This window comes from Burkholderia reimsis (genome assembly GCF_003294055.1).
Lineage (GTDB): Bacteria > Pseudomonadota > Gammaproteobacteria > Burkholderiales > Burkholderiaceae > Burkholderia > Burkholderia cepacia.
This window is the reverse complement of sequence record NZ_QMFZ01000171.1, coordinates 1-380: the sequence shown is the minus strand read 5'-3', so window position 1 is coordinate 380 and position 380 is coordinate 1. Positions and strand designations below refer to the sequence as shown.

The following is a 380-nucleotide window of genomic DNA, read 5'->3' as shown; positions in this document are numbered from 1 at the left end:
TCATAGCCCAACGGCAGCCGCCGGCGACTCTGCGTGATCCCAGCGACGCAACTCGGCGCCCGGCACCCACGCCGAATGCGTGCCGCTGGAAATACGTTCCGGCAGTGCAAGCTTGCATATCGGGCCATCGCCGGGGCGCGCCGCGTCGAAAACCAGGCAATACGATGCGTCGTCGTTCATGTCGGTGGTGAGGTTGACCAGATAGCCGTCGTCCTCGGCGCTGCTGCCCACCCGTGGAGCCATCGCGGTCTCACTTCCGTAGACGCCGTCACCGAACGAGTAACACTCGTGGTTGCCGGTGAGCAGATCGTGCTTAACCAGTCCGTCGAACAGGAACCAACTCGGTTTGCCGGTAGCGGCATAGGTGTAACGGTAGCTGC

The 380-nt window shown here is 63.2% G+C and carries 1 protein-coding gene; it reads right to left on the bottom strand.

Annotated features, from left to right (window positions below):
- A partial coding sequence (locus DPV79_RS41790; protein ID WP_208866792.1) for a carotenoid oxygenase family protein occupies positions 1–380 on the bottom strand: 380 nt, incomplete at its 5' end.